Below are 5,857 nucleotides of genomic sequence, written 5' to 3' on the forward strand. Positions count from 1 at the left end.
ATGTCCATTCTCCCAAACTAATTCACGCAGCTAGAGCTGATTTCTGCTGTGTCAGAACACCATCCACCATCTGATAGACAGAGTCCATCTGATCCAGATGCGACAGATCATGCGTAACCAGCAAAGTCGCCGCCCCATGCTCCCGCACGATCCCGGTGATCAAGTCGATGATCGCCGCCCCACGCTCCCGATCCAACGCACTGGTCGGTTCATCGATAACCAGCAGCGACGGATCGTTCATCAGCGCCCGCGCGATGTTCACCCGCTGCCGCTGCCCGCCCGAAAGTTGCGCGGGCCGCTTGTTCTCGTGCCCGCTCAATCCCACGGCGTGCAGCAGATCCCGTGCCCGCGAACGAACTCCGCGCCGTTTGCCCGGTGTCACGAACCAGCTCTGCCCCAGGTGCGCCATGGCCTCGAGCTGCTCGATCGTGCTCAATGCCGGCACCAGGTTCGACTGCTGGAACACGATCCCGATCGACTCGCGCCGCAGTGTCGCCGCATCCCGGCGGCTCAACTCCGCGAGATTCACTGTCCCCGAGTCGGTTTCGAGTTCCACCCGCCCCGAGTCCGGCCGCAGCAAGGTGGAGACGGTCGCCAGCAGCGTGGACTTGCCGGAGCCCGACGGCCCCGTGATGGCGGCGATCTCGCCGCCGCGCACGTGCAGGTTCACGTGGTCGAGCGCGGTGATGCGGTCCGCGCCGTCCGGGAAGGTGAGGGTCAGGTCGGAGACGGTGAGTGCGTTGGTCATCGCGATGCTCCTGGGAGACAAGGGGATTGTGGTCATCAGCGGGCCTGGTTCAGGGCCGTCAGCGGATCGGTGGTGACGAGGAAGCGCAGGGCGAAGGCGGCGCCCAGCAAGCCGAGGGCGATCAGGGCCGCCGCCGGGAGCAGGGTGGTGCTCGCGGCGAGGATGAACGGCACCGCGCCGCCCATGAACAGACCCGCTATGACAGTGATCCCGACGCCGACGCCCACACCGAGCAGCAGCACGATCAGGGCCTGGCTCAACGCGTCCCGGATCAGCGATCCGGTGGTCGCGCCCAAGGCCTTCAGGGTCGCGATGTCCGGCTGCCGCTGCACGGTCCACACGGTGAAGAACGCGCCGATCACCAGCGCCGAGATGGCGAACAGCATGACGGTCATCAGCGTCAGCGAGCCGTTCTCGGCCTGGTAGGAGGCCATCGCGGACAGCGAGTCCTTGCTGCTGGTGGTCGTGGTGTGCGCGGTGGCGTTGAGGGCCTTCTGCTCGCTCACCCCGGACACGGCCAGGATGGTGGCCGCGCCCGCGTGCGGGTTGAGGGCCTGCCAGTCCGGCAGCGTCATCCACACCACAGGGGTGTGCGCGTACCAGTCGTCGTCGGTGACGCCGGCCACCGTGTAGTGGGCGGAGCCCAGCTCGACGGAGTCACCGGTCTTGGCATCCAGGTTCTTCGCGGCCGCCTTGGACAGGATCACCGTGCCCGGTTCGGTAGCCACGCGCTTGCCGAAGGGGGTGCCCTGCACGCCGAACAGCGCCACCTGGGTGGGTGACGCGCCGTTGACGGTGGCGCGGGTGCGGCTGATGCCGACCGGGTCGACGGTGCCGCCCGCACGCTCCCAGGTCTGGACCTGTTCGGTGCTCAGGGTGGAGGCGTCGAAGGACGGGGTGGAGCCGGTGTCGGAGAAGACGACCGTGTCGGCTTTCAGGGCCTCGATGGCGGAGATGTTCTGATGCGCCAGACCGGCCGTCAGCCCGCTGAGGAAGCTGACCAGCAGCGCGACCAGCGTGACCACCAAGGTGATGAGGAGGAAGCGGCCGCGGGCCGCCCGCAGATCTCTGAATGCGACGAACATACTTACACTCTGTCCAGGAAAACCCCTCCGGCCATCGCGCCGCGGAACGAATCCCGGTCCGCCAACGGCACGGCGGCGTTTCCTACTTTCGATGGATGCCGGGGTAATTGCCCGGCATAAGCTGGTCGCGTGCACCGGTCCCCCCTGACACCCGTCTTCTCCGCACTGCAGCTCGGGCTGCACGTGCTGGTCGTGGCGTTGACCGCGGTGGTGGCGGTGCAGGAGGTCGTCTCCGGATCGCATCAGGTGCTGGTGGTCGTACTGGCGGCGGTCTTCCTCGGCGTCTACTTCGCCGGCGGCCGGTTCCGCCGGAACCTGATGGGAGCCCGGGTCTGGCTGGCGGCACTGACCCTGCTGTGGCTGGGGCTGGTGCTCGTCGCACCCCTGGCCGTGTACCTGGTCTTCGGGCTCTTCTTCCTCTATCTGCATCTGCTGCCGCGTTATTGGGGCGTGGTGGCGGTGACCGTCACCACCGTGGTCGCAGTGGTCGGGTTCGCGGCGCATCGCGGCTGGACGGTCGCCGGCGTGATCGGGCCGCTGCTGGGCGCGCTGGTCGCGGTCGCGATCGGGCTCGGCTACGGGGCGCTGTTCCGGGAAGCCGCCGAACGGCAGCGGCTGATCGACGAATTGCTCGCGACCCGAGAGACTCTCGCCGAACAGGAACGCACCGCGGGCAAGATGGCCGAGCGGGAGCGGCTCGCGCAGGAGATCCACGACACGGTGGCGCAGGGGCTGAGCAGTATCCAGCTGCTGCTGCACGCCGTCGAACGCGCCGCCCCCGATCATCCCGCGCTGGAACGGATTCGGCTGGCCCGCGAGACCGCCGCCGACAGTCTCGTCGAAACCCGCCATCTCATCGCGGAACTCACGCCGGCCGCGCTGGAGGGCCAGTCCCTCGCGGGCGCGCTCACCCGGATCGCGGAGCGGGCCGCCGCGCCCGGACTGGACGCGGAGGTTCTCGTCGAGGGCGATCCGCAGGCGCTGCCCATGCCGATCGAGGCCGCGCTGGTCCGCATCGCGCAGGGCGCGGTGTCGAATGTGGTGCGGCACGCGCAGGCTCAGCGCATGCGGGTCACCCTCACCTACGGCGATGACGCCGTGCACCTGGACGTCGTCGACGACGGTGTCGGCATCGATCCCGCGGTGCTGGCCGAGTCCCCCTCCGGCAGTTTCGGTTTGAACGCCATGCGGAGCCGGGTGGAGCAGCAGGGCGGCACCATGGACGTCGAGTCCGAACCCGGGCACACCGCCGTCACCGTCTACTTCCCCCTGGAGGACCAATGATCCGCATCCTCCTCGCCGACGACCATGCCATCGTCCGCGCGGGCCTGCGGGCCCTGCTCGACTCCTCCGTCACCGAAACCGATTCCGACGACATCGAAGTCGTGGGTGAGGTCGCCACCGCCGAGGAGTCCGTGGCCTTCTGTTCCACCACCGCCGTCGACCTGGTCCTGATGGATCTGCGCTTCGGCCCGGGCAAGTCCGGCGCGGACGCCACCGCCGCCCTGCGCGGCCTGCCGAATCCGCCGAACGTCCTGGTGGTCACCAACTACGACACCGACGCCGACATCCTGGGCGCCATCGAGGCCGGCGCGGTCGGCTACATCCTCAAGGACACCCCGCCCGCCGAACTCCTGGCCGCGGTCCGCTCCGCCGCCGAAGGCGAGAGCGTCCTCTCCCCGTCGGTCGCGTCCCGCCTCATGACCCGGGTCCGCAAACCCGACACCACCCTGAGCCCCCGCGAGATCGAAGTGCTGCGCCTGGTCGCCGACGGCCACTCCAACCGCGAGATCGGCAAGCGCCTCTTCCTCTCCGAGACCACCGTCAAATCCCACCTGGTCCACATCTATTCGAAGCTCGGCGTGAAATCGCGAACCTCCGCCGTGGCCAGGGCTCGAGAGCGCGGAGCCATCTGAGGTCGTAGCGTGAGGCCCATGGCCTCACTGTCCGATCAGCGCGTCCGCGATTTCCTCACCGAGGGCACCCGCACCGGCAAGCTGGCCTTCGTGGCCGCCGACGGCCGCCCCCTGGTCGCCCCGATCTGGTTCGTCCTCGAGGGCGACGACATCGTCTTCAATACCGGCAAGGACACCGCCAAGGGGCGTTCGATCCTTCGTGACGGCCGCGTCACCCTCTGTGTCGACGTGTCCGAACCCCCGTACTCCTTCGTTCAGGTCCAGGGCATCGCCAAGGTCTCCGAGGACCCCGCCGACCTGGTCCGCACCGCGACCGACATCGCCGCCCGCTACATGGGCCCGGACCGGGCCGAGGAATTCGGCGAACGCAATGGCGTACCGGGTGAACTCGTGGTCCGCCTCCGTCCCATCAAGGTCATCGCCGACTTCTCGGTCAGCGGCTGAAATCCGATTGCCCGCGCGAGTACCGCGACACCGGAAGCCTGCGCGGGGATCTGGCCGAGCTGCCCGATCTGGATTGGACGCACGCGCAATTCGCGGGACCGGTCTTCCTCTGGCTCACCATGCTCGGTGGGCAGGGCGATCGGGCGCTGATCGACCGGGTCGCGGATTCCGTTGCCGCGAGCTGGATGTACGACAAGGAGTAAGGACCAATGAACACCTGGCTGTGGATCGGGCAGATCGTGCTCGCCGCATCGTTCGTGCTCGGCGGCGTCGCCAAGGCGGCGATCGAGAAGGACAAGCTGCGCGGCGGGATGCCGTGGGTGGACGACCTGTCGCAGAACGCGGTGCGGGGGATCGGGGTCGTGGAGATCCTGGGCGGCCTGGGGGTGGTGCTGCCGTGGGCCACCGGGATCGCGAAGGTGCTGACGCCGATCGCCGCGGTGGGTCTGGCCCTGGTGATGGTCGGCGGGTTCGTGACCCACGTGCGGCGCGGGGAGTACGGGCGCTCGCTGTCGAACGTGGTGCTGTTCGTGGTGGCGGTGCTGGTGGCGGTCGGACGGTTCGCCTGAGCGGGTGTGCGAGACTCGCCCGATGACAGTGCACTTCATCGGGGCCGGGCCCGGGGCGGCGGATCTGCTGACCGTGCGCGCGGTCGAACTGCTGCGCCGGTCCCCGGTGTGCCTGTACGCCGGGACGTATCTGGACCCGGAAGTGCTGGCGTACTGCGCGCCCGGCGCCGAATTGATCGATACCCAGAAGCTGGATCTGGACGAGATCGTGGCGCACTGCGCGCGGGCGCACGCCGAGGGCAAGGAGGTCGCGCGGCTGTGCTCGGGCGATACCTCCATATATTCGGCCCTCACCGAACAGAAGCGGCGACTCGACGCGCTGGGGATTCCGTGGGACGTGACGCCCGGGGTGCCCGCGTACGCCGCCGCCGCGGCCCTGCTCGGGGCGGAACTGACTGTGCCCGAACAGGTGCAGTCGGTGGTGTTGACTCGGACACACGCGCGCTCGACGGCTATGCCCGATTCGGAGGCGCTGGCCAATTTCGCCCGCACCCGGGCCACGCTGGTGCTGCACCTGGCCATCACCCGCATCCGCGCCCTCGCGCAGGAGCTGACCGCCGACTACGGCGGTGCCTGCCCGGTGGCCGTCGTGTACCGCGCCACCCAGCCCGAGCAGCGGATTCTCCGGGGCACCCTGACCGATATCGCGGACCGGGTGGAGGCGGCCGGATTGCGGCAGGCGGCGGTCATTCTGGTGGGTCCGGCGCTGGCCGAAAGTATCGATTGTGCCCAGTCCCACCTGTACGACCCTGGTCGCGATAGGTCGCATATCACTGGGTGAAACGGTGAAATGGGACGATAGCCGACGGCTATGGCCCTTTCGGATTCCCGCTTGCGCGCTGCCGGTAGATTGGACCGAGTGTCCGTCACCAGAATCACGACCGTGACCCGGCGTTGGCCGGTGGGTGTGGTCGCGCCCATGTAACAAGATCGGCCAGCTGGGGGGATACCTCCCAGGGAGTCTCAACAACGAAAACAAGACGGTGAAGTAAGCCCCGAACGCCGGACGTCACGCTGACCGCAGCGGTGGCGTCCTGTTCGGGTTTTTCGGCGGGGAACACCGCGGGTCGTGGTGTTCCGGAAGCGAGGTTTGGG

The 5,857-nt window shown here is 68.3% G+C and carries 7 protein-coding genes; 5 read left to right on the forward strand and 2 right to left on the reverse strand.

Annotated features, from left to right (window positions below):
* Positions 1–22: 22 nt before the first annotated feature.
* Together ABZ382_RS21200 and ABZ382_RS21205 are read right to left on the reverse strand one after the other, a co-directional pair.
* Complete coding sequence (locus ABZ382_RS21200; RefSeq protein ID WP_357091229.1) at positions 23–748, reverse strand: ABC transporter ATP-binding protein; 726 nt, start codon at positions 746–748, stop codon at positions 23–25.
* Between the two features lie 35 nt (positions 749–783).
* Entirely contained in the window at positions 784–1,833 is a 1,050-nt protein-coding gene (locus ABZ382_RS21205; protein WP_357091231.1) for an ABC transporter permease, read from the reverse strand.
* Between the two features lie 129 nt (positions 1,834–1,962).
* Between ABZ382_RS21205 and ABZ382_RS21210 the strand changes: the two genes are divergently transcribed.
* The 5 genes from ABZ382_RS21210 (at position 1,963) to cobM (ending at position 5,543) form a co-directional block, all read left to right on the forward strand.
* The gene (locus ABZ382_RS21210) at positions 1,963–3,117 is read left to right on the forward strand and encodes a sensor histidine kinase (protein ID WP_357091233.1); all 1,155 of its coding nucleotides are present in this window, start codon (positions 1,963–1,965) and stop codon (positions 3,115–3,117) included.
* The gene (locus ABZ382_RS21215; RefSeq protein WP_357091235.1) at positions 3,114–3,749 is read left to right on the forward strand and encodes a response regulator transcription factor; all 636 of its coding nucleotides are present in this window, start codon (positions 3,114–3,116) and stop codon (positions 3,747–3,749) included. Before ABZ382_RS21210 ends, ABZ382_RS21215 begins: the two co-directional genes overlap by 4 nt.
* A gap of 18 nt (positions 3,750–3,767) precedes the next feature.
* Positions 3,768–4,193, forward strand: a complete 426-nt coding sequence (locus ABZ382_RS21220) for a PPOX class F420-dependent oxidoreductase (RefSeq protein WP_357091237.1) — start codon at positions 3,768–3,770, stop codon at positions 4,191–4,193.
* A gap of 209 nt (positions 4,194–4,402) precedes the next feature.
* Complete coding sequence (locus ABZ382_RS21225; RefSeq protein ID WP_357091239.1) at positions 4,403–4,762, forward strand: DoxX family protein; 360 nt, start codon at positions 4,403–4,405, stop codon at positions 4,760–4,762.
* A 22-nt stretch (positions 4,763–4,784) separates the two neighbouring features.
* Positions 4,785–5,543, forward strand: a complete 759-nt coding sequence (cobM, locus tag ABZ382_RS21230; RefSeq protein WP_357091241.1) for a precorrin-4 C(11)-methyltransferase — start codon at positions 4,785–4,787, stop codon at positions 5,541–5,543.
* The last annotated feature ends 314 nt before the right edge of the window (positions 5,544–5,857 follow it).

Origin of the sequence: Nocardia sp. NPDC005825 (assembly GCF_040630175.1) — a bacterium.
Classification (GTDB): domain Bacteria; phylum Actinomycetota; class Actinomycetes; order Mycobacteriales; family Mycobacteriaceae; genus Nocardia.